Origin of the sequence: Inquilinus sp. YAF38 (assembly GCF_052113205.1) — a bacterium.
GTDB lineage: Bacteria > Pseudomonadota > Alphaproteobacteria > DSM-16000 > Inquilinaceae > Inquilinus.
On the sequence record NZ_JBFRCU010000111.1, the window covers coordinates 1 to 22,050 of the forward strand.

Annotated in this window: 27 protein-coding genes; 17 read left to right on the forward strand and 10 right to left on the reverse strand. The window is 69.6% G+C overall.

Going from position 1 to position 22,050, the window contains the following annotated elements; translation table 11 throughout:
* Positions 1-64: 64 nt before the first annotated feature.
* Together AB4Z01_RS32020 and AB4Z01_RS32025 are read right to left on the reverse strand one after the other, a co-directional pair.
* Positions 65-820 carry an ABC transporter ATP-binding protein gene (locus AB4Z01_RS32020; protein WP_441700343.1) on the reverse strand — a complete coding sequence of 252 codons (756 nt, stop codon included), beginning with the start codon at positions 818-820 and terminating at the stop codon, positions 65-67.
* A 2-nt stretch (positions 821-822) separates the two neighbouring features.
* A complete protein-coding gene (locus tag AB4Z01_RS32025; RefSeq protein WP_441700344.1) occupies positions 823-1,977 on the reverse strand; it encodes an ABC transporter permease in 1,155 nt (384 codons plus the stop codon).
* A gap of 102 nt (positions 1,978-2,079) precedes the next feature.
* Here AB4Z01_RS32025 and AB4Z01_RS32030 point away from each other — a divergent pair, with 102 nt between their 5' ends.
* Positions 2,080-2,595 carry an adenine phosphoribosyltransferase gene (locus tag AB4Z01_RS32030; RefSeq protein WP_441700345.1) on the forward strand — a complete coding sequence of 172 codons (516 nt, stop codon included), beginning with the start codon at positions 2,080-2,082 and terminating at the stop codon, positions 2,593-2,595.
* Between the two features lie 23 nt (positions 2,596-2,618).
* Here the strand turns inward: AB4Z01_RS32030 and AB4Z01_RS32035 are convergent, their stop codons facing one another.
* Positions 2,619-2,936, reverse strand: a complete 318-nt coding sequence (locus tag AB4Z01_RS32035) for a hypothetical protein (protein ID WP_441700346.1) — start codon at positions 2,934-2,936, stop codon at positions 2,619-2,621.
* 251 nt (positions 2,937-3,187) lie between these two features.
* On the opposite strand from AB4Z01_RS32035, the gene AB4Z01_RS32040 reads away from it, so the two are divergent.
* From AB4Z01_RS32040 to AB4Z01_RS32060, 5 genes are all read left to right on the forward strand, one after another.
* Positions 3,188-3,358, forward strand: coding sequence for a hemin uptake protein HemP (locus AB4Z01_RS32040; RefSeq protein ID WP_441700347.1), 171 nt, complete (start codon positions 3,188-3,190; stop codon positions 3,356-3,358).
* Positions 3,359-3,563: 205 nt separating this feature from the next.
* A complete protein-coding gene (locus AB4Z01_RS32045) occupies positions 3,564-4,010 on the forward strand; it encodes a Tat pathway signal sequence domain protein (RefSeq protein WP_441700348.1) in 447 nt (148 codons plus the stop codon).
* Between the two features lie 11 nt (positions 4,011-4,021).
* The gene (locus AB4Z01_RS32050) at positions 4,022-4,690 is read left to right on the forward strand and encodes a MotA/TolQ/ExbB proton channel family protein (RefSeq protein ID WP_441700349.1); all 669 of its coding nucleotides are present in this window, start codon (positions 4,022-4,024) and stop codon (positions 4,688-4,690) included.
* A complete protein-coding gene (tolR, locus tag AB4Z01_RS32055) occupies positions 4,690-5,187 on the forward strand; it encodes a protein TolR (protein WP_441700350.1) in 498 nt (165 codons plus the stop codon). The genes AB4Z01_RS32050 and tolR overlap by 1 nt, the downstream gene beginning before the upstream one ends.
* Positions 5,184-6,104 carry a TonB family protein gene (locus AB4Z01_RS32060; RefSeq protein WP_441700351.1) on the forward strand — a complete coding sequence of 307 codons (921 nt, stop codon included), beginning with the start codon at positions 5,184-5,186 and terminating at the stop codon, positions 6,102-6,104. Before tolR ends, AB4Z01_RS32060 begins: the two co-directional genes overlap by 4 nt.
* A 38-nt stretch (positions 6,105-6,142) precedes the next feature.
* On the opposite strand, the gene mobA is transcribed toward AB4Z01_RS32060, so the two are convergent.
* Both mobA and AB4Z01_RS32070 read right to left on the reverse strand, forming a co-directional pair.
* On the reverse strand, positions 6,143-6,787 hold the full coding sequence (mobA, locus tag AB4Z01_RS32065) for a molybdenum cofactor guanylyltransferase MobA (protein WP_441700352.1): 645 nt from the start codon (positions 6,785-6,787) through the stop codon (positions 6,143-6,145).
* Positions 6,784-7,488, reverse strand: a complete 705-nt coding sequence (locus AB4Z01_RS32070) for a hypothetical protein (RefSeq protein WP_441700353.1) — start codon at positions 7,486-7,488, stop codon at positions 6,784-6,786. The genes mobA and AB4Z01_RS32070 overlap by 4 nt, the downstream gene beginning before the upstream one ends.
* 96 nt (positions 7,489-7,584) lie before the next feature.
* On the opposite strand from AB4Z01_RS32070, the gene moaA reads away from it, so the two are divergent.
* The 4 genes from moaA (at position 7,585) to AB4Z01_RS32090 (ending at position 11,299) form a co-directional block, all read left to right on the forward strand.
* Positions 7,585-8,634 carry a GTP 3',8-cyclase MoaA gene (gene moaA / locus AB4Z01_RS32075; RefSeq protein ID WP_441700354.1) on the forward strand — a complete coding sequence of 350 codons (1,050 nt, stop codon included), beginning with the start codon at positions 7,585-7,587 and terminating at the stop codon, positions 8,632-8,634.
* Between the two features lie 281 nt (positions 8,635-8,915).
* The gene (locus tag AB4Z01_RS32080; RefSeq protein ID WP_441700355.1) at positions 8,916-9,704 is read left to right on the forward strand and encodes an NAD kinase; all 789 of its coding nucleotides are present in this window, start codon (positions 8,916-8,918) and stop codon (positions 9,702-9,704) included.
* A gap of 138 nt (positions 9,705-9,842) precedes the next feature.
* Positions 9,843-10,856 carry an SPFH domain-containing protein gene (locus AB4Z01_RS32085; RefSeq protein ID WP_441700356.1) on the forward strand — a complete coding sequence of 338 codons (1,014 nt, stop codon included), beginning with the start codon at positions 9,843-9,845 and terminating at the stop codon, positions 10,854-10,856.
* Positions 10,838-11,299: an NfeD family protein gene (locus tag AB4Z01_RS32090; RefSeq protein WP_441700357.1), complete on the forward strand. Its 462-nt coding sequence runs from the start codon at positions 10,838-10,840 to the stop codon at positions 11,297-11,299. Before AB4Z01_RS32085 ends, AB4Z01_RS32090 begins: the two co-directional genes overlap by 19 nt.
* Positions 11,300-11,332: 33 nt before the next feature.
* On the opposite strand, the gene AB4Z01_RS32095 is transcribed toward AB4Z01_RS32090, so the two are convergent.
* The 4 genes from AB4Z01_RS32095 to epmA form a co-directional block, all read right to left on the reverse strand.
* Positions 11,333-11,764 (reverse strand): type II toxin-antitoxin system VapC family toxin, encoded by a 432-nt coding sequence (locus AB4Z01_RS32095; RefSeq protein ID WP_441700358.1) that lies wholly within the window; start codon positions 11,762-11,764, stop codon positions 11,333-11,335.
* The gene (locus AB4Z01_RS32100) at positions 11,761-12,009 is read right to left on the reverse strand and encodes a type II toxin-antitoxin system Phd/YefM family antitoxin (RefSeq protein ID WP_441700359.1); all 249 of its coding nucleotides are present in this window, start codon (positions 12,007-12,009) and stop codon (positions 11,761-11,763) included. The genes AB4Z01_RS32095 and AB4Z01_RS32100 overlap by 4 nt, the downstream gene beginning before the upstream one ends.
* Positions 12,010-12,071: 62 nt before the next feature.
* The gene (locus AB4Z01_RS32105) at positions 12,072-13,016 is read right to left on the reverse strand and encodes an alpha/beta hydrolase (RefSeq protein ID WP_441700360.1); all 945 of its coding nucleotides are present in this window, start codon (positions 13,014-13,016) and stop codon (positions 12,072-12,074) included.
* 70 nt (positions 13,017-13,086) lie between these two features.
* Positions 13,087-14,184: an EF-P lysine aminoacylase EpmA gene (epmA, locus tag AB4Z01_RS32110; RefSeq protein WP_441700361.1), complete on the reverse strand. Its 1,098-nt coding sequence runs from the start codon at positions 14,182-14,184 to the stop codon at positions 13,087-13,089.
* 193 nt (positions 14,185-14,377) lie between these two features.
* On the opposite strand from epmA, the gene efp reads away from it, so the two are divergent.
* From efp to AB4Z01_RS32145, 7 genes are all read left to right on the forward strand, one after another.
* Positions 14,378-14,944: an elongation factor P gene (gene efp / locus AB4Z01_RS32115; RefSeq protein ID WP_441700362.1), complete on the forward strand. Its 567-nt coding sequence runs from the start codon at positions 14,378-14,380 to the stop codon at positions 14,942-14,944.
* 9 nt (positions 14,945-14,953) lie between these two features.
* The gene (locus AB4Z01_RS32120) at positions 14,954-15,781 is read left to right on the forward strand and encodes an inositol monophosphatase family protein (protein WP_441700363.1); all 828 of its coding nucleotides are present in this window, start codon (positions 14,954-14,956) and stop codon (positions 15,779-15,781) included.
* Between the two features lie 130 nt (positions 15,782-15,911).
* Positions 15,912-16,610: an OmpA family protein gene (locus AB4Z01_RS32125; protein ID WP_441700364.1), complete on the forward strand. Its 699-nt coding sequence runs from the start codon at positions 15,912-15,914 to the stop codon at positions 16,608-16,610.
* Positions 16,611-16,620: 10 nt separating this feature from the next.
* Positions 16,621-17,835 carry a flagellar motor protein MotA gene (locus AB4Z01_RS32130; protein ID WP_441700365.1) on the forward strand — a complete coding sequence of 405 codons (1,215 nt, stop codon included), beginning with the start codon at positions 16,621-16,623 and terminating at the stop codon, positions 17,833-17,835.
* A 6-nt stretch (positions 17,836-17,841) separates the two neighbouring features.
* A complete protein-coding gene (locus AB4Z01_RS32135) occupies positions 17,842-19,605 on the forward strand; it encodes a peptidoglycan -binding protein (RefSeq protein WP_441700366.1) in 1,764 nt (587 codons plus the stop codon).
* Between the two features lie 90 nt (positions 19,606-19,695).
* Positions 19,696-20,325, forward strand: coding sequence for an acyloxyacyl hydrolase (locus tag AB4Z01_RS32140; RefSeq protein WP_441700367.1), 630 nt, complete (start codon positions 19,696-19,698; stop codon positions 20,323-20,325).
* A gap of 81 nt (positions 20,326-20,406) precedes the next feature.
* Entirely contained in the window at positions 20,407-20,916 is a 510-nt protein-coding gene (locus AB4Z01_RS32145; RefSeq protein ID WP_441700368.1) for a cytochrome P460 family protein, read from the forward strand.
* Positions 20,917-21,141: 225 nt separating this feature from the next.
* Here the strand turns inward: AB4Z01_RS32145 and AB4Z01_RS32150 are convergent, their stop codons facing one another.
* On the reverse strand, positions 21,142-21,837 hold the full coding sequence (locus AB4Z01_RS32150) for a DNA-3-methyladenine glycosylase I (RefSeq protein WP_441700369.1): 696 nt from the start codon (positions 21,835-21,837) through the stop codon (positions 21,142-21,144).
* Positions 21,838-22,050 lie beyond the last annotated feature (213 nt).

Genomic DNA, 22,050 nt, shown 5'->3' on the forward strand with positions numbered 1-22,050 from the left:
TCTGCGCGCGCTCCAGGGCGGCATGCTCGGCCGCCGCGGCGCGGCCGCGCGGCCCGTGGAAGTATTACTGGATCCAGGGGTGGTCGACCTTGAGCAGGCTCTCGTAGGTGTCGACCACGACCTTCTTGTCGATCAGCACGGCGATGCGGTCGCAGATCGTGACCAGGCTGTCGAGGTCGTGGGTGACCATGAACACCGTCAGCTTCAGGCTGCGCTGCAGCTCGGAGATCAACTCGTCGAAGGCGGCGGCGCCGATCGGGTCGAGGCCGGCGGTCGGCTCGTCGAGGAACAGGATCTCCGGGTCCAGCGCCAGCGCCCGTGCCAGCGCCGCGCGCTTGCGCATGCCGCCAGACAGCTCGGAGGGATGCTTGATGCCGGCGCTGCAGGCCAGGCCGGCCATCGCGATCTTCACCCGCGCCAGCTCGTCCATCATATGGTGCGACAGCCGGGTATACTCCTTCATCGGCACCTGGATGTTCTCGGCCACGGTCATCGAGCTGAACAGGGCGCCGTCCTGGAACATGACCCCCCAACGCCGCTGCACCGAGCGGCGTTCCGCTTCGTCGGCCTGGTCCATGTCGATGCCGAGCACCTTGAGCGACCCGGCGGCGGGCCGAATCAGGCCGATGATCTCCTTCAGCAGCACCGATTTGCCGGTGCCGGAGCCGCCGACCACGCCCAGCACCTCGCCGCGCCGAACGTCGAGATCCAGCCCGTCGTGGATCACCTGGCTGCCGAACTGGGTTTTCAGCCCGCGCACGCGGATCACGACATCGTCGTCCGGCGCCTCAGGCGGCGGGGCCTGGGGGTCCTTGTGCATGATCAGACTCCCAGGGTGGCGAACAGGATGGAGAACAGGGCGTCGAGCACGATCACCAGGAAGATCGAGACGACGACGGATTGGGTGGTCAGCCGGCCGACGCTCTCGGCACTGCCGGAGACCTTGAGCCCCTCATAGCAGCCGACCATGGCGATGGCGAAGGCGAAGACCGGGGCCTTGACCATGCCGACCCAGAAGGTGCCGACAGTGATCGCCGCCTTGAACTGCTGCAGGAACTGCGGCCCGCTGATGTCCAGCACGAAATACGACATCAGCGCGCCGCCGAAGATCGCCATCATGCTGGCGTAGAAGGTCAGCAGCGGCAGGGTGATGGCCAGGGCGAAGACCCGCGGGATCACCAGCACCTCGATTGGATCGAGGCCCAGCGTCTCCATCGCGTCGACCTCCTGGTTGACCTGCATGGTGCCGATCTGCGCGGTGAAGGCCGAGCCGGAGCGGCCGGCGACGATGATCGCGGTGATCAGGCCGCCGAGCTCGCGCAGCACCGACACGCCGAGCAGGTTGACCACGAAGATCTGGGCGCCGAAGCGGCTGAGCTGGTCCGCCCCCTGATAGGCGAGCACGACGCCGATCAGGAAGGACAGCAGGCCGACGATCGGCATGGCGTTGAGGCCGGTGGCCTCGATGTTGTGCGCCAGCGCGGTGATGCGGATCCGGCTCGGGTGCAGCACCGTGGCGATGCTCTTGACCACCAGCATGCCGAGGAAGCTCAGCAGCTCCAGCGCCTCGTCGCGGAAATGATAGGTCGACTTGCCGGTGCGCAGCGCCAGCTCGTACAGGATGTTGCGGTGGGGGCGTTTGATCGGCTCGTCGCGCTCGACCCGCGACACGGCCTCCAGCAGGCCCTTCTGGTCATCCGACACGCCCTCGACCCGGACCGTGGCGCCGGCCGCGGCCAGATCCTCCTGGGTGCGGTGCACCAGCCAGGCGCCGACCGTGTCCAGCCGGGTGACGCCGGACAGGTCCAGCACCACCTCGCCCTTCACCGAGCTCTGCACCAGCTCGGACAGCTCGCGGTCCAGCGGCGCCGCGGCCCGCGTCACCCACGGCCCCTCCAGGCGCAGGCGGGTGACGCCGCGCTCGACGCTGCTGTCGATCCGGGCCTCGGCGTCCGTGGCCGCCGCCGCTGTCGTCACCGCGTAGCCCCTCGGCCAAGCGGCTGCCGCACCTGCGAATTGCCTTTCGGGCGGCAGGCACTACGATGCAGGGCCGCTCCGGCCCGCAACCAAGGACGTCTCATGGATCTCAAGTCGCACATCCGCGGTATCCCGGATTTTCCCAAGCCAGGCATCCTGTTCTACGACATCTCGCCGCTTCTGGCCCATCCGCAAGCGTGGCGGCACGCCGTCGACAGCCTGGCGACCAAGGTTCGTGAGTGGCAACCGGACATGCTGGTCGGCATCGAATCTCGCGGGTTCCTGGCGGCGGCGCCACTATCCTATGTACTAGGCTGCGGCTTCGTGATGTGCCGCAAGCGCGGCAAGCTGCCGGGCGAGACCATCGGCCATCTCTACCAGCTCGAATACGGGTCGGACGCGATCGAGATCCAGGCGGACGCGATCAAGCCGGGAATGAAGGTGGTGGTGCTGGACGACCTGCTGGCGACCGGCGGCACCATGGCGGCGGCGATCCAGCTGCTGCGCCGGGTCGGCGCCGATGTCCGCGGCGCCGCCTGCCTGATCGAGCTGTCCTTCCTCGGCGGGCGCCAGAAGCTCGACGCACCGGTCATCTCGCTGCTGCAATACGACAGCTGAGGCCATCGGACCGGACCCGCGGATCAGCGCGCCTCCTGCTGCGCGGCCCGGTCGCCGCCCAGATCGTGCCAGGCGGTGCCGATCAGCGCCGCCGCCCCCACGGCCAGCAGCGCCACCATCGCCACCATGACCAGGCTGCGCAGGCTCGGCACGCTCGGCCGATATTCCGGCCCGTCGAACAGGCTGCGGTTGAGCTTGCGCAGGAACTCGGTGTCGCTGCGCGCGGCGGCGGGACGGTCGAGGAAGCGCTCGACCACGCGGTCCTCGCAGATCGGGAGGCCGGCTGAGGGCAGGACCGGCCGCTCCGCAGGCCTGCGTTCGATCTCCTGAACCTCGGTCATCGCCAGCCCTGTCTCCATCAGCACCGCCCTCACCGGCCACCACTGTTGCCGCATTATATGCGCGCCGGGGCCGGCGGCACCAAATATCGCGTTTCACAAGGTTTCCAGCCTCGGCCTCTCCCATCGACGATCGGCGTTTTCGGCAAATGCAATTAGGAATGACACGCATTTGCTTGACCGACGCATAAGGGTATGAGAATGACTCTCAACATCGATTGCCCGATCAATCAATCACACAGTGGATGGGGACCATGCTGGATCAACCCACAGCGCATGCCGTCGAGCCGCCGCAGCGGCCCGCCGCTGCCAGCCTCGACACGCGCGACCTGTTCGGCGCCCGCCGTGAGCTGACGATCCAGCACGGCGACGACGTCTACCGCCTGCGGATCACCCGCAACAGCAAGCTCATCCTGACCAAGTAGCCCCCTCGCTCGCGCGCCCAGCAAGCCGGGCACCGCCCGCCGCCAGGTCTGCGCGAGGACCCGTCGCCCGCACAGGTTCTCGCCATGCTTCTGCAGTCCAGGCGGCCCATGTTTCGGCCGCGTTTTCGCATGTCCTGTGCACGCTGCCCGCCGCCGGCGCCCCCACGATCCGACAGGCCCCTCCTTGTTCCGCTTTGAGGACATCATGACCAGCCGACGCCAATCAGTGTCCGCGCTCTCCGCCCTGCTCCTGGCCCTTTCCGCGGCGCCGGCCCTGGCCGAAACCGCAGCTCCCGCCGCGCCCCCGAACGGCGTCAGCCTGGAGCTCAACACGCTCGAGGCGCGCGGCCAGAACTGCGCCGTGAACATGGTGTTCGGCACCGGCGGCGACGCCTACCAGTCGTTCAAGCTGGACCTCGTCTTCTTCGGCACCGACGGCGCCATCCGCAAACGCCTGGCGGTCGACGCCGCGCCGCTGCGCGCCCGCAAGACCAGCGTCAAGGCCTTCGAGGTCTCGGGCCTGGCCTGCGACGCGATCGGCTCGGTCCTGGTCAACGACGTGCTCGACTGCCGGACCGAGGCCGGCTCGGTGGCCGATTGCATCGACCGGATCGAGACCAGGTCGCGCCTGCCCGTCGCCCTGATGCGCTGAGGAGGCCACCGATGTCGCACGATCTCTCGATCATCGCCCTGGTGCAGCAGGCGGACATCATCGTCCAGGGCGTGCTGGCGCTGCTGGTGCTGGCCTCCATCGGCTGCTGGGGCATCGTCATCGACAAGATGTTCACCATCGGCCGGCTGCGCCGCGCCGCCGCCGGGCTGCGCCGACGGGTCGACACCGAGCACGAGGTCGACGTGATCCCGGCCGACCCGGCCAAGCCGATCGTCGAGGCCGGCCTGGCCCAGTGGCGGGCGGTCGACCCCGAGGAGAGCCGGGCCGAGTGCCGCGACCGGATCGAGCGGGCCATGCGCCGCGCCGCCGGCGAGGTAATCCGCCGGCGCGAGCTGGGCCTGCCCTTCCTGGCCACCATCGGCTCGGCCGCGCCCTTCGTCGGGCTGTTCGGCACGGTGTGGGGCATCATGAACAGCTTCACCTCGATCGCCAGCTCGCAGGACACCAGCCTGGCGGTGGTGGCCCCCGGCATCGCCGAGGCACTGTTCGCCACCGCGATCGGCCTGGTCGCAGCGATCCCGGCGGTGATGGCCTACAACAAGTTCTCGACCGATCTGCGCCGGATCAACCAGACCTTCATCACCGCCATCGGCCAGATGGCCGAGCACCTGTCCGGCAGGCGGCGCGCCGCCACCGCCCGGCGCGAGGCCGCCGAGTAATGGCCGGCGCCCTGCTCGATTCCGGCGATGGCGGCGACGACTATGCGCCGCTGGCCGAGATCAACGTCACGCCGCTGGTCGATGTCATGCTGGTGCTGCTGATCATCTTCATGGTCGCGGCGCCATTGATGATGGTCGGTGTGCCGGTCGACCTGCCGAAGACCAGCGCTGCCAAGATCGGCCAGCCGCAGAAGCCGGTGATCCTGACCGTCGACAAGGACGGGACCTGGTCGATCGAGAACGGCCAGGTGCTGACGCCGGAGACCGCGCCCGCGGCACTGGCGGCGGCCTATCAGGCCAATCCGGAGGCGGTGGTCTATGTCCGCGGCGACCGCGACGTACCCTATGGCAAGGTGATGGAGGCGATGGGCGTGGTCGGCCAGGCCGGCTTCACCAAGGTGTCGCTGATCGCCCAGGGGGCACCGTCCCAGCCGAGCGCTGCCGGCGTTCCTGCCGCAGCCGGGGCCGGGGCCGGCGCCGCGCCGACCACGCCATGACCCGGTTGCGCGTGACCGGACGCGGCGTCGCTTATGCCGCGTCCGCGCTGATTCACGCCGGCGTGGTCGCGCTGCTGCTGCCCAGCCTGACCGGGTCGGCCGAGCCGGTGCCGGCCGAGACCCCGATGGCGATCGAGATGGCCGGCTTCGGCGGGCCGGCGGACGCGCTGGACACGGCGGAACCGGTCGAGACCGCGCAGCCGGAGCAGATCCAGCCGGCCGAGGCGGTACCCGTCGAGACCGCGCAGACCCAGCCGATTGAGACGGCCCAGCCTGAGCCGGTCGAGACCGTCGTCGAGGAGCCGGCCCCGCCGGCCGAGACGCCGGTGACGGAGGCCGCCAAGGTCGAGCTGCCGGAGCCGGCGCCGGAAACCCCGCCGCCGGAGCTGGTGACCACGACCGGCGAGACCGAAGCCGTGGTCGCCGCTGTGCCCGACGCCGTCCAGGCCGTCGAGCCGGAGGCAGTGCAAGCGGCCAAGCCGGAGGTGGTGCCGCCGCCGACCAGGCCGAAGCCCCACGTCGAACGCCGGCAGCGGCGCGAGCAGCCGCGCCGGACGRAGCAGCCGACGGAAGCGCCCGCCCAGACTACGGCGCTGCCGCCGCAGGCTTCGCCCCCGCCACCCGCCGCATCCGCGCCCAGCGCTCAGGCGAAAGCCACCTACGCGAGCCGGCTCTCCGCCTACCTTCGGCCGCGCATCAGGTCGGTCAACTCGCTGGTGCGGGAGCAGACGATGGCCACAGTCACGGTGACCATCGAGGCCGACGGAAGCCTGAGCTCGGTGGAGCTGACCCGGTCCTCAGGGTCCAGCACCGTAGACAGGGAACTGCTGCGGAAGGTGCGGGCCGCGTCGCCCGTTCCTGCTCCCCCGGCGCGCATGGCCAGCTACGCCTTTCCCTTCGATCTCCGCCCTCGTTGATCGTCAGCAGTGGCCGGCCGGCGCGACCGGTTCGGCCGTCATGCCAGCTCCGGATGCCGCGCCAGCAGCCCCTCCGCCTCCGCCAGATCCTCCGGCGTGTTGCCGTTGAGGAAGGGGTCGACCGGGTCGCAGGCGAACTCGACCACCGCGGTCGGGTGGCGGGCGATCCAGCGCTCGACCTTGCGGATGTCCTCCTTGACCAGAGCCCACCGCAGGTCGCCGCGCAGCGCCACCGGCCACAGCGCCACCACCGGATGGGTCCGGCCACCCGAGGCGGCGACTGCGATCTCCGCACCCTGCTCCTGCCGTGCCGCCGCCAGCCGCGCCACCAGGTCGCGCGGAATGAAGGGCGCGTCGCAGGGAAAGCTCGCCATCAGATCGATCTCCGGCCTGGTCTCGGCCGCCCAGTCCAGCGCCGCCAGGATGCCGGCCAGCGGCCCCGGCGCGCCGGGCACATCGTCCGGCACCACCGGCAGGGCCCAGCGGGCGAAGCGGGACGGGTCGCCATTGGCGTTGAGGCACAGCGCCGCCACCTGCGGCGCCGCCCGGGCGATCACCCGGTCGAGGAGCGTGACGCCGGCCAGCGACCGCAGCGCCTTGTCGCCGCCGCCCATGCGCCGCGCCAGGCCGCCGGCCAGGATCACGCCGAGCACCGGCGGGACCGCGGCGCCGGCCAAGCTCATGCCAAGGCGACCAGGACGACGGCCAGCACGACCACCACGAGGGCGGCGATCAGAATCGGGCCGGCGCCGGCCGGCCGCTCGACGATGCGGCTCACGGCCGGGCCGCCGGCTCGCTGCACGGTGACCGGGCTGTCGCGCATGCGCTGGACCACCGTCCCTGCGACAATCGGGCGCGCGACCCGGAACGACGCGGCTCCCTGTTGCTGCGGCGCGGGCTTGGCTTCGGTCCGCCGCGCCGCCACCTGGCGCAGCGCCGCCGCGATCGCCGTTGCGGTAGTGCCCGCCGCAACCGGCTGTCGCGACCGGGACCGCATCATGACCAGCCCGACCAGCGCCAGCACCAGGCCAAGGCCGCCGGCGATCAACTGGTTGCCCCAGATCGCCAGCGGATGGTCCAGCACGGCCTGGTCCTGCTGGTCGGGGTCGATCAGCACGGGCACCCGGTCGCCCGGCTGCGGCGTCGTGGCCAGGCCGGTGTCGACGGCGGCGTAGACGGCGCGCAGCGTGCCCAGCCGCACCACCGTCTGCGCCTTGGCCAGCGCCGGCGACGACCGGTCCCCGGCTCCGGGCGGCACGACCAAGCCCTGGACCTCGACCGCGCTCTCGCGCCACGCCTCGCGGTCCCAGGCGCCCGCGACAGCGCCAACCACCAGAAACACCCCGGCCACCAGCAGCAGCACGCCCACCAGTCTGCGGATCATTGGTCCCCGCTTTCTTCTCACATTGCGGAAAATCATACGCGTTCGTCGCAGAGCGGCCTATCGCGTTCGCCGGGGGGGCGTCCTATATTGTCGTATATGACGCTCCAGACGCCGACGCCCCGGATCGATCCGTCCCCCGCCTCCAGCGCCCCGCTGGTGGACCCGTTCGGCCGCGCCATCCGCTATCTGCGCGTGTCGGTGACCGATCGCTGCGACTTCCGCTGCGTCTACTGCATGGCGGAGGAGATGACCTTCCTGCCAAAGGCGGAGCTGCTGACGCTGGAGGAGCTGGACCGGCTGTGCAGCGCCTTCATCCGCTACGGCGTCGGCAAGCTGCGCCTGACCGGCGGCGAGCCGCTGGTCCGGCGCGACGTGATGACGCTGATCCGCAACCTGTCGCGGCATCTCGGCACCGGCGCGCTGGAGGAGCTGACGCTGACCACCAATGGCAGCCAGCTCGCGCGCCATGCCGAGGACCTGGCCGCCTGCGGCGTTCGCCGGATCAATGTCAGCCTCGACACGCTGGACCCGGCCAAGTTCCTCGCCATCACCCGTTGGGGCAAGTTCGAGAAGGTGATGGACGGCATCGCCGCCGCCAAGGCCGCCGGCATCAAGGTCAAGATCAACGCCGTGGCGCTGAAGGGCGTCAATGACGACGAGTTCGATTCGCTGATCCGCTGGTGCGGCGAGAACGGCCACGATCTGACGCTGATCGAGGTGATGCCGATGGGCGACATCGGCGGCGAGGATCGGCTGGACCAGTATCTGCCGCTGTCGCAGGTGCGGGCCGACCTCGCCCGGCGCTGGACCCTGACCGATACCGATTATCGCACCGGCGGGCCGGCGCGCTATGTCCGGGTCGAGGAGACGGGCGGGCGGCTCGGCTTCATCACCCCGCTCACCCATAATTTCTGCGAGAGCTGCAATCGGGTGCGGCTGACCTGCACCGGCACCCTGTACATGTGCCTCGGCCAGGACGACGCCGCCGATCTGCGGGCGCCGCTGCGCGCCGACCCGACCGATGCGGCACTGGAGACCGCGATTCGCGAGGCCATCCTGCGCAAGCCGAAGGGACATGACTTCTTCATCGACCGCCGCCACACGCAGCCCGCCGTGGCGCGGCACATGAGCGTGACCGGGGGATAGTCCCGCCGGTCACAGCGTGAGCATCAGGATGGTCCCCGACAGCGCCGTGCCGGCGGTCACCACCGCGAAGCTCAGGCCGCACCGGGACAGCAGCACGGCCACCGTTGCGAACACTCCCACCAAAGCCGGAATCATCATCCAACTGCCCTCCCTCTGCGGCGTTCCCCGTTGATGACCCGGCCACTCTCCCGCACCTCCCGTGAAACGACCGTGAACGGCCGCTTCACGCTGCCTCACGGCCGGGGTGGACCGCGGCTCCACTTCGATTACAGTCACCGGCCATGACACTCGCTTCCCCCGATCCGGCCCCGCCGCGCATGGCGATCCTCGCCGCCGACACCGCCGAGGCCCTGGCGGCCCAGGCCCGGCTCGTCGCCCGCTGGGGGCAGCACGCCCCGGAATCGGCGGACGTCATCGTCGCCCTGGGCGGCGACGGCTTCCTGCTGGAGACGCTGCATCGCTGCGTCGAGCGGCGCCGGCCGATCTACGGCATGAACTGCGGCTCGGTCGGCTTCCTGCTGAACGATTTCCAGGAAGAGGATCTGGCCAGCCGGGTAGCGGCGGCGCGCACCGTGATCCTGCATCCGCTGCGGATGCGGGCGACCACGGTCGACGGCGCGATGCATGAGGCGCTGGGCATCAACGAGGTCTCGGTGCTGCGCCAGACGCGGCAGACCGCGAAGCTGCGAATCACAGTCGACGGCATCGTGCGCATGCCGGAGCTGATCTGCGACKGGGCGATCGTGTCGACCCCGGCCGGCAGCACCGCCTACAACCTTTCGGCGCATGGGCCGATCATCCCGCTCAGCGCCGGCATCCTGGCGCTGACTCCGATCAGCGCCTTCCGGCCGCGGCGCTGGCGCGGCGCCCTGCTGCCGCAGCGCGCCAAGATCGTGCTCGACATGCTGGAGCTGCCGAAGCGTCCGGTCAGCGCCGTCGCCGATTCGACCGAGGTGCGCGACGTGGCGCGGGTCGAGATCGCCGAGGACCGCTCGGTGTCGCTGCATCTGCTGTTCGATCCGGGCAAGACGCTGGAGGAGCGGATCCTGAAGGAGCAGTTCGAGCCCTGATCCGCGCGACCCGCCCCGGGTCGCCCCCCAGCTGCCGCCTCGCTGCGATTCCGCCACAAAGTTCCGGTGAAATAATCCGGCCTGCCCTGTGGCCGCTATGGCACACTGCGGCCACGCCAAGAGGAGCGGAATTTCATCATGCCGATTTCGCCGTTTGCGATCATTGTCCTGGCCATCCTGGTCCTGGCGATCGTCGTCATCTTCATGGGCGTCAAATCGGTGCCCCAGGGCCGCGAATGGACGGTGGAGCGGTTCGGCCGCTACACCCGCACCCTGCGTCCCGGCCTGAACCTGATCGTCCCCTTCGTCGACCAGATCGGCGCCAAGCTGTCGATGATGGAGACGGTGCTGGAGGTGCCGCAGCAGGAGATCATCACCCGCGACAACGCCATGGTGACGGTCGACGGCGTGATCTTCTACCAGGTGCTGGACGCGGCCAAGGCGGCCTATGAGGTCGGCAGCCTCGAAACCGCGATCATCAACCTGACCATGACCAACATCCGCACGGTCATGGGCTCGATGGACCTGGACGAGCTGCTGTCCAACCGCGACCAGATCAACGTCAAGCTGATGAAGGTTGTCGACGACGCCACCGAACCCTGGGGCGTCAAGGTCACCCGCATCGAGATCCGCGACATCACCCCGCCGCGCGACCTGGTCGAGAGCATGGGCCGGCAGATGAAGGCCGAGCGCGACCGCCGCGCCACCATCCTCGAGGCCGAGGGCACGCGGCAGGCTCAGATCCTGCGCGCCGAGGGCCTGAAGCAGGCGGCGATCCTGGAGGCCGAGGGCCGGCGCGAGGCGGCGTTCCGCGACGCCGAGGCACGCGAGCGCTCGGCCGAGGCCGAGGCCAAGGCGACCGGCATGGTCAGCGAGGCCATCGCCAATGGCAGCGTCCAGGCGCTCAACTACTTCGTCGCCACCAAATATGTCGATTCGCTGAAGGCGATGGCCAGCGCGCCGAACCACAAGGTGCTGTTCCTGCCGCTCGACGCCGCCAATGTGATCGGCGCCATCGGCGGCATCGCCGAGATCGCGCGCGAGGCGTTCGGACGCGACGGTGCACCGCCGACCGCATTGCCGCCCCGCAGGCCGCCGGCCGATCCCGCCGCGCCGGCGCCCGAGGGCGGGCCGTGGGGGCCGAAGGCATGATCGTGCAGGGGCCGGAATTCTGGTGGTGGTGGATCGCCGGCGTGGTGCTGCTGATCCTCGAGGTGATGGCGCCCGCCACCTTCTTCCTCTGGCTCGCCATCGCCGCCGGCATCGTCGGCCTGCTGTCCTGGGTGATCCCGGCGATCGGCTGGGAATTCCAGGTGTTGATCTTCGCCGTGCTGTCGATCGTCAGCGTCGTGGCATGGCGCGTCTGGCTGAAGCCGCACACCGAGGCCAGCGACCAGCCGACGCTGAACCGCCGTGGCGAGCAGTATGTCGGCCGCATCGTGACGCTGACCGAACCGATCGCCAACGGCGTCGGCCGCATCCGGATCGCGGACGCGACCTGGGCCGTGGAAGGCCCGGACCTGCCCGCCGGCACCCGCATCCGCATCGCCGCCGTGGTCGGGACCCGGTTCAGGGTCGAGCAGGATTTCGGATAGGCGCAGCTTCGGCTCGAGACCGCGAACCCGTATCTAGGTCTGCTTGTCCGACATCAGCCACGGATCGATCAGCGGTACATTCATCGGTTCGAAGTCGCGGACATTACGGGTGACCACCGTGAAGCCGTGGACCAGGGCCGTGGCCGCGATCAGAGCGTCGGTGACGGGGCGTCGATCGGGAACCTGCAACGATGCGCACCGCCGCACCACAGGCAGATCGACTGGCAGGATCCGGCCGTCGAACGCCGTCAGGACCCGCTCCTCGATCCAGCGTCGCAGCAGCTCGCCTTGTGTCGGGTCCCGGCGGGTCACCGACAGCCGCCCTTGGTCGAGTTCCAGGATCGTGATCGCCGACAGATAGAGATCGGCCGCAGGCACTGAGGCCAGCCACGCCATGACGCTGGGCCGGGCACCACCCCGCTTCCGCGTCTCCGATACGACGTTGGTGTCGAGCAGGAAACTCATTCGAGGTCGGGTGTGCGCGATACGATGTCGATTCGCGGCGGATCGACATCGATGTCCTCCGTTCCCGGAAGGTCGAGCAGGTCGAGGATGGAGGGTTGGCGCCCAGTTAGCTTGCGATAGGTGTCATGGTTCATCAATACATAGGCCGGCTTGCCGCGATCGGTGATGACGACAGGCGCCCGATCGGCCTCTCGCTTGGCGCGGCTGACGTCCTGGTTGAACTCACGGCTGGAGATCTTCGTCATCGCACTCCTCGCCACTGCATGTAGCTACGATACTACATCCTGTGGACGATATGAAGGACGGCTCACACCCCTCTTAATGCCTCATCGATCGCGGCGATCTGCGGCAGGCCGCCGGGGATCAGGTGGATCAGGGCGTTGAAGGCGTGGATCATGCCGGGCGCCATGACATAGGTCACCGGCACCTTCGCCTCCTTCAGCATCCGGGCATAGACCCGCGCCTCGTCGCGCAGCGGGTCGCATTCCGCCGCCAGCACGAAGGTCTTCGGCAACCGCGCCGGAATCGGGTGCAGGATCGGCGAGGCCAGCGGGTGGTCCGGCGCCTCGTCCGGCCCGAGATAGCATTGCCGGAACCATTCGAGGTCGACCCGGTCCTGGCCGTAGCCCTCGCCGTAGTCCAGCACCGAATGCTGGCTCATGGTCATGTCGAGCCAGGGGCACAGCAGATAGGTCAGGGCTATGCGCGGCCCGTTCTCGGTCGCCGCCAGCCGGCTGATCGCGGCGGCCAGGCCGGCGCCGGAGCTGGTGCCGCCGACCATCAGCCGGCGCGGATCGCCACCGAAGCTCGCAGCGTGATGCGCGGCCCAGAGCAGCGCGTCATAAGCGTCGTCGATCGCCGCCGGGAACGGATGGTCGGGGCCGAGGCGGTAGCTGGCCGAGATCACCAGCGCCGGGGTGTTGGCGGCGATCCGCCGGGCCTCGTCCTCACTCTCCTCGATGCCGCCGAGGACATAGCCGCCGCCATGGAAATACRGCGCCACCGGCAGCGGGCGCGTCCCGGCCCCTCTCGGCCGCAGGATGCGCAGCCGGCGGGGGCCGGCCCGGCCCTCGATCTCATAATCCTCGACGAGGTCCATCTCCGGCAGCTTCGGCATCCGCGACAGCGTCAGCTCGCTGAACATCGCCCTTGCCCGGTCCGCCCCGATATCGGCCCAAGACTGGATGCTCGTCTTCTCCCGCCAGCGCTCCATCGCCTCCAGATACGCCTCGCAGTCGGGATGCAGGATCATCAAGAACTCCGGATCGACGGAACGGCCCCTCGGACGCCAAGTAGCATCCTCGGATGCCCGGCCGAAACGCTCAGCGTGCGACCATCGTTCCGATGACGGGCGCCCAGAGCACGTCGTCGATGTGGTCAGCCCCGGTCGCGAGCATCACCAGGCGATCGAACCCTAGCGCGATCCCGCTGCAATCGGGAAGGCCACCGCCGCGGTCCGGGTCCAGCGCCGCCAGGAAGTCCTCATCGATCGGGTAGCGCATGCCGTAGAGCTGCTGCTTCAGGTCCATGTCGGCCTCGAACCGCGCCCGCTGGGCAGCGGCGTCGGTCAGCTCGCCGAAGGCGTTCGCCAGCTCCAGCCCGGCGACATAGAGCTCGAATCGTTCGGCGGTGCGCGGGTCGGCCGGGTTCGGCCGGGACAGCGCCGCCATCGACAGCGGGTAGTCGGTCAGGACACAGGGGCTGCCGAGGCCGAGCCGGGGCTCGATCCGTTCCAGGAACACGCGGAAGAACAGGTCGTCCCAGCGGTCGCCGTCACGCGCGGGAATGCCGATCGCGGTGGTCGCGGCGTTCAGCAGGGCCAGGTTGGGATCGAGCGGGTCCGGCGCCGTCGCCAGCAGGTCGATGCCGGCGAACTCCAGGAACGCCTCCTGCACCGTCAGCACCCGCCATTCGGCGAAGGGGTCGCACTCCTGTCCCCGCCAGCTCAGCCGGTCGTTCCCCGCGGCCCGCGCCGCCGCCTGGAACAGGGCGCGGCAATCGTCGATCAGCACCCGGTACCCCTCCCCCGCCCGGTACCATTCGATCATGGTGAATTCCGGGTGGTGAGTGGCCGACCGCTCGGCGTTGCGGAACACGTGGCTCATCTGGAAGATCCGCTCCAGCCCGGCCGCGAGCAGCTTCTTCATCGCGAATTCGGGGCTGGTGTGCAGGTAGAGGCGTTGCGCGTCGTCCGGATGCGGCCCGCGCAGCTCGGTCGCGAAGGCGACCAGATGCGGCTCCAGCCCCGGCGAGACCTGCAGCGCCGGGGTGTCGACCTCAAGGAAGCCGCGCTCGGCGAAGACCTGCCGCACCGCGGCGGTGATCCGCGCCCGCGCCTCCAGATAGGGCCGCTTGCGGGCATAGACGCCGCTCTGCCACCAGCGGCCGCGCAAGCCCCGAATGCCCGGTTCCGTCGTCATGGTCCTGTCCGATCCAGTCATGCCGCTTCGATAGCAGGTCGCGTGACGCGGCGCAGCGTTGCCGTCGCAGCGCCGACTCGACGTTGCCCTTGGCGGGACTTGCTGCTAGGGTCCGCGCCCATCGCGCCGCCCTGTCGTGCCGCCCCGGCGCGCCAGTGGGGCGCGAAACGCATTTATCTGCAGAAGATCCGCCATGAAGGTCAACGCCATCACGATCCGGCCCGGCAACGTCCTCGAATACGAGGGCAAGCTGATGCTGGTGACCAAGATCGAGATCATTCAGCCGGGCAAGGGCAACGCCGTCATCCAGGTCGAGATGCGCGACGCCCGCACCGGCACCAAGACGCAGCAGCGGTTCCGCACCCAGGAGACGGTCGAGCGGGCCCGGCTGGACGAGCACGAGATGCAGTTCCTGTACCAGGAAGGCGATCACTTCACCTTCATGGACAATGAGAGCTTCGAGCAGACCCAGGTGCCGGTCGACGTGGTCGGCGAGCCGGCGCGCTTCCTGCAGGAAGGCATGGTCTGCACCGTGACGATGTATGAAGGCTCGCCGCTGTCGCTGGAGCTGCCGCAGACCGTCACGATGGCGATCGCCGAGGCCGATCCGGTGGTCAAGGGGCAGACCGCCTCCTCCTCCTACAAGCCGGCGGTGCTGGAGAACGGCACACGCGTGATGGTGCCGCCGCACATCGCCTCGGGCACCCGGATCGTCATCAACACGGCGGACGGCACCTATCTCGAGCGCGCGAAGGACTGATCTCCCCTTATGGCCGGACGTTCCCCCCTCATCACCGTCATGATCCGCGCGGCCCAGAAGGCCGGGCGCGGCCTCGTCCGCGATTTCGGCGAGGTCGAAAATCTGCAGGTCAGCCGCAAGGGCCCCGCCGACTTCGTGTCGGCCGCGGACCTCAAGGCCGAGGCGACCCTGCGCGAGGAGCTGACCCGCGCCCGCCCGCGCTTCGGCTGGCTGATGGAAGAAGGCGGCGTGGTCGAGGGCGAGGACAAGGACCGGCGCTGGGTCGTCGACCCGCTCGACGGCACCACCAACTTCCTGCACGGCATCCCGCATTTCGCGATCTCGATCGCGCTGGAGCAGGAAGGCGTGCCGGTGGCCGGCGTGATCTACAACCCGGTGAGCGACGAGCTGTACTGGGCCGAGAAGGGTGCCGGCGCCTTCCTGAACGACCGGCGCATGCGCGTCTCCGCCCGCAAGAACCTGCCGGACGCGCTGATCGGCACCGGCATGCCCTTCATGGGCCGCGGCGACAGCGTCGCCTATCAGCGCGAGCTGGCGATGATCATGCCGCATGTCGCCGGCATCCGCCGCATGGGCGCGGCGTCGCTTGACCTCGCCTATGTCGCCGCCGGCCGCTTCGACGGCTTCTGGGAAGCCGGGCTGAACCCGTGGGACATCGCCGCCGGCATCGTCATGGTGCAGGAGGCCGGCGGCTTCGTCACCGACATCGACGGCAAGGGCCCGGCCCTGACCGCGGAGACGGTGGTGGYCGGCAATGCGCTGATCCACAAGACCCTGGCCATGGCGATGGCCAAGGCCCGCGCCCCGCGCGCGCCGAAGGCCGCCGCCGCCTCCTAGCCAGCCTTTGTGCTAAAGGCGGCCCAACCATCGCCGCTTGGCGATTGTTTCGCCCTCCTCCGCTAGGCTATGGTCCGCCCCGTTGCATGCGGGTGTATGATCCATGGTCCGTAGCGTTGTGAGGTTCGGCTTGGCCCACCGTCAGCAGATCGTCCAGCGGGCGTGGGCCCGCATGGCGGTCCTGGTCCTTCCCGCTGCCCTGATCGTCGGGGCAGCGACCGCGAGGGCGGAGGATCCGCTCGCCGCCGGCGACCTGCCGCTCGACACCCGCATCCTGACCCGCGGCGAGACCGCGCCGCCCGCGGCACTGCCGGTGCCGACCTCGGCCGGGCCGGTGACCGGCCCGATCCCGTTCCTGGAGCCGGACCAGCCCGCCATCCCGTCCCTGCCCGGCCTGGTCGACGAGCCGGCGCCGGCCTATGACGCCGACGTGGTGGTCAGGGGCGCCGGCTTCGCCGACCCGAACGTCAAGGCCAAGGCCGTGCCGGGGATGGCCCCGGGCGACATGGTCGGCCTGATCGTCGGCGACGGCTTCCGCATCCGCTTCACCCCCGGCACCGAGGAGATCGGCACCGAGGCCGGCGACCTGCTGTCCGGCCTGGTCGAGCGGCTGGCCGCCGACGGCGCCAGCCAGATCGAGATCAGGTCCTATGCCGGGGCCAAGCCGGACCCGGCCAATGCCCGCCGCCTCTCGCTCAGCCGGGCGCTCAACATCCGCTCCTTTCTGATCGACCGCGGCGTCGACGGCAAGCGCATCGCCCTGCGCGCGCTCGGCAACACCTCGCCGCCGGACCAGCCCGCGGACCGCGTCGACCTCCGGATCCAGTAGAGAGCCCCCGATGTCGATCACCGCCCTGGCATCCCGCCCGACCTCGATACGCCCGGCGATGTCCAGCCCGCGGCGGTACCTGGTCCGGATGACGGCCTTCGTCGTCATCGTCGCCATCGTCGCCGCGGTGCTGGGGCCGGGCGTGTCCACGGCCTTCATGGCCAATCCGGCGCTGAACGGCGTGATCCTGGCCACCACCGTGTTCGGCATCGTGTTCTGCTTCCGGGCGGTCCTGAACCTCGAGCCCGACATCCGCTGGATCGAGGCGCATCTGGCGCAGCGCGCCCAGGGCGGCCGGATCGCACCGGTGCAGCCGCGCCTGCTGGCCCCGATCGCCCGGGTGATCGCCGAGCAGCAGGGCGAGCTCAGCCTGTCGCCGATGGCCTTGCGCTCCCTGCTCGACGCCATCGGCGCCCGGCTCAGCGAAAGCCGCGAGATCTCGCGCTACCTGATCGGCCTGCTGATCTTCCTCGGCCTGCTCGGCACCTTCTGGGGCCTGTTGGAGACGGTGCGCTCGGCCAGCGGCGTGATCGCCGGGCTGGACATGGAGGCCGCAGATCCCACCGCCGCCTTCGCCACGCTGAAGCACGGGCTGGAGGCGCCGCTGACGGGCATGGGCACCGCGTTCAGCGCCTCGTTGTTCGGCCTCGCCGGCTCGTTGGCCCTGGGCTTTCTCGAGCTGCAGGCGAGCCAGGCGCAGAACCGCTTCTACAACGAGCTCGAGGACTGGCTGTCGGCCAACACCCGCCTCTCCTCCGGCCCGCAGCAGGGCGGCTATGAGATCGAGGCCGGCGAGCCGGTGTTCCCGGCCTACATCGAATCGGTGGTGGCCCAGACCGCGGAGAATCTCGACGCGCTGCGCCGCCTGACCGTGCAGGCGGAGGAGGAGCGCCGTGGCCAGGGCGGCGCGCTCGGCGCCGTCGCCGGCCAGCTGGCAGCCATCGACGACCATCTGCAGGGCCAGCAGGCGATGACGGCCAGGCTGGCCGAGGGCCAGGCGGCGACCGCCGCGGTGCTGGGCCGTCTCGCCACCGCGCTCGAATCCGACCGCTTCGGCATCGACGAGCCGACCCGCCAGCACATCCGCAGCCTGGACACCACGATGCGCCGGATGATCGAGGAGATGTCGACCGGCCGGATCCAGCTCTCCGGCGAGATCCGGGGCGAGATCAAGCTGCTGGCCCGCACCATCGCCGCCCTGGCCGAAGGCTCCGAGGGGCGCTGAGAGAGCATGGCGATGCGCGGCCGGTTCTCCTTCAACGAACGACGCCAGATCGATGTCTGGCCGGGCTGGGTCGACGCGCTGTCGTCCCTGCTTATGGTCGTCATCTTCCTGCTGATGGTGTTCCTGGCCTCGCAATTCTACCTGTCGACGGTGGTCAGCGGCCGCGACGAGACGGTCGGCCGGCTGAACCGCCAAGTCTCCGAGCTGACCGACCGGCTGGCGCTGGAGCAGGACAGCGGGCGCGACCTGAAGACCCGCATCGACCGCCTGTCCGCCGACCTCGACGGCAGCGCCCGCGAGCGGACCGATCTCGGCAACCGCCTCGCCGCCGTGCAGCAGGACCGCGACGCCATCGACCGGCAGCTGCGCGACGCCCTCGCCCAGGTCGAGACCTTGGCCGGTGGCACCACCGATCGCGACGCCCAGCTGCAGGAGGCGACGCGCGTGATCCGGGACAACCAGGCGACGATCGAGCGGCAGCGGCGCGAGCTGGCCCAGCTGCAATCCGACCTGGCGACGCTGCGCACCGGCACCCAGGACCGCGACCTGACGGTCGGCAACCTCTCGACCGCGCTGGAGGCCAGCCGCAAGGAGGCCTCGGATCTCGGCGCCGAGCTCGACCGCACCCGGACCAACCTCGACCGCACCCAGGCCGAGCGGGACCGCGCCCAGCAGGATTTGAAGGCCGGGCAGGAACGCGCACGGGCACTGGAGACGCAGCTCACCGCGTCGCAGCAGGACGTCAAGGCCGGGCAGGAGCGCGCCCAGGCGCTGGAGACACAGCTCGCCACGTCGCAACAGGACGTCAAAGCCAGGCAGGACCGCGCCCAGGCGCTGGAGAGGCAGCTCACCGCGTCCCAGCAGGACGTCAAGGCCGGGCAGGAGCGCGCCCGGGCGCTGGAGACGCAGCTCGCCACGTCGCAGCAGGATGTGCAGGCCGGACAGCAGCGCGCCCAGACGCTGGAGTCTCAGGTCGCCGCCTCGCAGAAGGACGTGCAGGACCTGACCGCCCGGATCGCGCAGCTCGACTCCCGCATCGCCGAGCTCAGCGGCACGCTCGACCGCGCCACCACGGCGCTGGCGACCGAGAAGACGACCAGCGAAAGCGAGCGCAGCCGTGGCGAGCAGCTGGCGGCCGAGGCGGCGGCGCTGCGCCGGCAGCTGTCGGATATCGAGGGCACGCTGCGCGATTCGGAGAAGACGGTCAGCGACAAGGATGTCGAGATCGCCAATCTGACCTCGCGCCTGAACCAGGCACTGGTGCGCCGGGTCGACGAGCTCAGCCGCTCGCGCTCCGCCTTCTTCGGCAAGCTCCGCGACGTCCTCGGCGACCGGCCGGACGTCCGCGTTGTCGGCGACCGCTTCGTGTTCCAGTCGGAACTGCTGTTCCCGGTCGGGTCGGCCGATCTGCAGCCGGGCGGCGAGGAGCAGCTGGCCACCTTCGCCGGGACGCTGAAGCGAATCGCGGCCCAATTCCCGCCCGATGTCGACTGGCTGCTGCGCATCGACGGCCACACCGACCGGCAGCCGATCACCGGCGGCCCGTTCCCGACCAATTGGCAGCTGTCGACCGCCCGGGCGCTGTCGGTGCTGAACTACCTGTCGAGCCAGGGCATTCCGCCGCAGCGCATGGCGGCCGCGGGATTCGGCGAGTGGCAGCCGCTCGACACCGGCAACACGCCCGAGGCCTATCGCCGCAACCGCCGCATCGAGCTGCGCCTCGACCAGCGCGGCGACAGCGGCCCGGACACCGCGGCCCCGGCGCAGTGAACCGGCGGAAAAGCGTTGCGTCGGGTTTCGCACGCCCGTAATCATCCCGGACCCCGGGGCCGCAGCCCCGGCAGGAATGAAGGGTGCAGAATGAAGAAGCTCCTGGCCGGTGTCGCGGCGGCTGCTGTGTTGCTTGGATCCGTGCAGGCGGCGCAGGCCGCCAATGTGCCGATCTGGATCGGCATCGGTTCGGCCGCGATCCTCGCCGCCGGCATCCTCGGCGAGAGCTCGGACATCGGCGACATCCGCGTCGGCAACGGCGCCACCGACCTGCCGCTGTCGCTGACGCTCGGGGCCGGCTACTACAACATCCTGAACGACAAGGGCGACAAGGATCACGAGGACCGTGACAAGGAGGGCGCCGGCATCGGCCGGGTGGAGCTGCGCTTCAATGAGCAGTTCCTGCGCATTCGGCCCTTCATCGGCATCGAGGCCAACACCGAATCGGCCACTTATTTCTATGGCGGCGGCATGCTCGACGTCCGCTTCGGCCCGCACTTCATCCTGTCGCCGAACGCCGCGGTCGGCGCCTATTTCAACGGCGACGGCCGGGACATGGGCTCGACCGTCGAATTCCGCACCGGCGTCGAGGCGGCCTGGGAGTTCGATAACCGGATGCGGATCGGCGCGGCCTTCCATCACATCTCCAACGCCGGCATCGGCGATGTGAATCCGGGCGTCGAGACCCTGACGCTGAACTTCTCGATCCCGCTGAACTGAGCGGCCGCTCACAAGTCCTAACGGGCGGATCTTCTCCACTCCTGCTTGGATGGCGGCCGCACGCCAAGCAGGAGTCGCCAGATGAAACCCGCCCGTATCGCCCTGTTCGGGGCCGTCCTCGCATCCTCCGTGGTCGCCGCTGTCGCATTGGCCGCGCCGGGCGGCAGCCCGGACAATGCCTCGCCGATCTACGGGGTCACGATCCCCGAGGGCTACCGGCAATGGCCGTTCATCGCGCCGGCGCATGAGACCGATCCGCTGAACGAGCTGCGCGTCGTGGTCGGCAACCCGACGGCGATCAAGGCCTATCAGGACGGCACCCTGCCCTTCCCCGACGGCACCATCCTGGTCAAGCTGGCCTGGAAGCATGTCCAATCCACCGAGTTCGCGCCGGCCTACATCCCCGGCGCGGCGACGACAGTGCAGGTCATGGTCAAGGATTCGAAGCGCTACGCCGACACCGGCGGCTGGGGTTTCGGCCGCTTCATCGACGGCAAGCCGGTCGACCAGGCCCAGCACGAGACCTGCTTCGCCTGCCACGAGGCCGGGGTGAAAAACCATGATTACGTCTTCACCCGGTTTGCTCCGTAAGGACGGACTGCCGCCCATCCGCGGCAGTTCGCGACATTTGGGTTGCCTCTTCCACTTGGCGAGACCCTTTCGCAACACCCACCCCTCGTTCGTCATTGCGAGGAGGCGAAGCCGACGAAGCAATCCAGGGGCCGATGCGAGCGGCCCTGGATTGCTTCGCTTCGCTCGCAATGACGGTATTGGGAATTTCGAAAGGGTCTCGCCTTGCGGCAGAAGCGACGCCTCCTATCGGCGGCCGTGGCCGACGTCGCCGATGCTCATGGCGAGGATGCGGCTGATCTCGGTCAGGTCGCGGCCCGATTCCACCGACCAGCGGTTGAAGGCCTGCTGCATGGTCTTGAAGTCGCCCTTGCCGCCCGGCGGCTTGGCCAGGACGCCTTCGCGGATCAGCGCGGCCACCACATCGCCGGTCGGGATGAAGGCCGGCTTGCCGATCGCCCGCAGGAAGCGCATGCCGGTGTCGCCGCCGAGGCGATTGCCGCGCTTCTTCAGGACCTCCAGCAGGCCGACATAGTCGGCATCCGGCCAATCGGCGAGAAATGTCGCGGCGCTGCCATGCTCGGCCGCCAGGTCCAGCAGGAATTGGGCGTTGGCGACAACCGATTGGATCTTGGCGCCATGCCGGACGATGCGGCTGTCCTGCAGCAGCCCGTCGGACCGCTCTTCCGACAGTGCGGCACAGCGGTGCGGATCGAAGCCGTCGAAGGCGGCCTCGAAGCCGTCCCATTTCGCGGCGATCACCTTGGAGGCGAAGCCGGCATTGAAGATGCGCCGGGTCATCTCCGCCAGGATGCGGTCGTCCGGCGTCGCGGCGATCTCGGCGGGCGTCCGCGATTTCGTCTCGGCGAGGGCGCGTTCGAGCACGTCCATGCCACCGCGGCGCTCGGCCGCCAGCGCGACGATTTTGGCGAAATCCCCCATGCCCGCATTCCTCCAGTTCGGCGCAGGCGGACAGAAGAGCCTCTCCATCCGCATCGATCCAGAGGAAAATCCGGACCGCTGCGCCGCGCCGACGCCGCGGCCGCTCACCCGGTGTCGGGTGCGGTTTTGGTGTGGAGCCAGGGATGGGGGTCGATGCCGAGGGAGCGTGAGAGGCGCTCGGCGATGGTGTAGGTGGTCTCGGTATCGAACCAT